This is a genomic window from Halobacillus sp. (assembly GCF_049282395.1).
GTDB lineage: Bacteria > Bacillota > Bacilli > Bacillales > Halobacillaceae > Halobacillus.
Genome location: NZ_JBAPTY010000214.1, coordinates 1 through 1,532, shown reverse-complemented (window position 1 = coordinate 1,532; position 1,532 = coordinate 1). Strand labels below are relative to the sequence as shown.

The following is a 1,532-nucleotide window of genomic DNA, read 5'->3' as shown; positions in this document are numbered from 1 at the left end:
GTCCCATGAAGGCGATCATCGCGATAAGTGTCGTAATTGTAAATGTCCTCAATTTGAAAACACGGAATTCAAGCATAGGATGATGCATACGTAATTGCCTGGTGATGAACAACGTAAGGGCAACTGCGCCGACACCTAGAGCCGTCATCGTAACCGGGCTGTCCCAGCCATTATTTCCGGCACTGGTAAATCCGTAAAGCAGGCTGCCAAAACCGACAGAAGACATGATGATAGAAGGGATATCTACCTTCGGATTCTTCAGTTCAGTAACATTTTTTAGAATGAAATAGGCCACCCCAATAATAATAACTGCAAGCGGTAAGGTGATTAAAAATAATGCGCGCCATGAAGAATTTTCCGTAATCCATCCTGATAACGCAGGCCCGATCGCTGGCGCAAAGGATATAACCAGTCCAATATAACCCATCGCTGCTCCACGGCGATTTACAGGAAAAATCAATAAAAATACTGTTTGCATCAAGGGCAGCATTACTCCTGCTCCCGCCGACTGTATGACTCTTCCTGCCAGGAGCAGTTGGAAATTAGGGGCAAGCCCACCGACTAAAGTACCAAAAACAAACACACTCATGGCGGTGATGAACAGTTGTCTCGTTGTAAATCTCTCTATTAAAAAGGCACTTATCGGAATCATAATTCCATTGACAAGCATGAAGACCGTAGTTAGCCACTGTGCTGAATTGGCCGAAACGTTCATTTCATGCATGATTGGAGGAATCGCCGTAATCATAAGCGTTTGGTTAAGAATAGTAATGAACGAACCAGCAAGCAATAATCCAGCCATTAAAACTTTGTTGTAATTCTGATCCGGCATGTGTTCGCCTCCTTTTCTATCTATCTAAATAACATAGTTTAACAGACCAATTATAAAATTATACTGATATTGGCAGCAGGTGACAAATGAAACGCGCGCTAATTTAGTACTGGTTGGCCATTAATGCGTGAGCTCGCACATTTAAGCAAGCAGTAACGTCATCGTGAGCTTAACTGGCACTATTAGGTTAAGCGGCGTACTATTAGGGAACAACCGCACAATATTTAATATAAGGACGTGCCAATGCGATAACATGTGACTTATTCTTTTTACCCACATCTGAGAGCGAATATGTTAATCTATTGGTATTGAAAATATTCAGAAAAAAGGGGCTTACTATGGGTTCATCATCGATTAAGGAGATTCAATCGAAAGAAGATATTCTGGAAGTTTATCCGGTAATGAAACAGCTGAGAACTCACCTGGATTTATCTACATATTCTCAGTTAGTAGCGGAGGCTCAAGAAAAAGACGGTTACAAGATGTTTGCTTTATACGAGGGGGAAGAGGTAGTAGCGGTAGTTGGTTTTGAACCGATGATCACACTTTATTATGGCCGGTTTGTCTGGGTATGTGATTTAGTGACAGAGGAAAAAAGCCGCTCCAACGGTTATGGTAAAGAGTTACTGAACTTTGTCCATGACTGGGCAATAGAGCACAGCTACGAAAGTGTGGCGTTATCTTCTGGATTACAGCGAAC

Annotated in this window: 2 protein-coding genes; one reads left to right on the top strand and one right to left on the bottom strand. The window is 42.2% G+C overall.

Annotation, left to right across the window (positions count from 1 at the left end):
* Positions 1–832 (bottom strand): DHA2 family efflux MFS transporter permease subunit (locus tag WAM07_RS09460; RefSeq protein WP_422166330.1); only part of this gene is annotated, 832 nt, incomplete at its 3' end.
* Positions 833–1,170: 338 nt separating this feature from the next.
* Between WAM07_RS09460 and WAM07_RS09455 the strand changes: the two genes are divergently transcribed.
* The coding region (locus WAM07_RS09455; RefSeq protein WP_422166328.1) for a GNAT family N-acetyltransferase at positions 1,171–1,532 on the top strand (362 nt) is incomplete at its 3' end.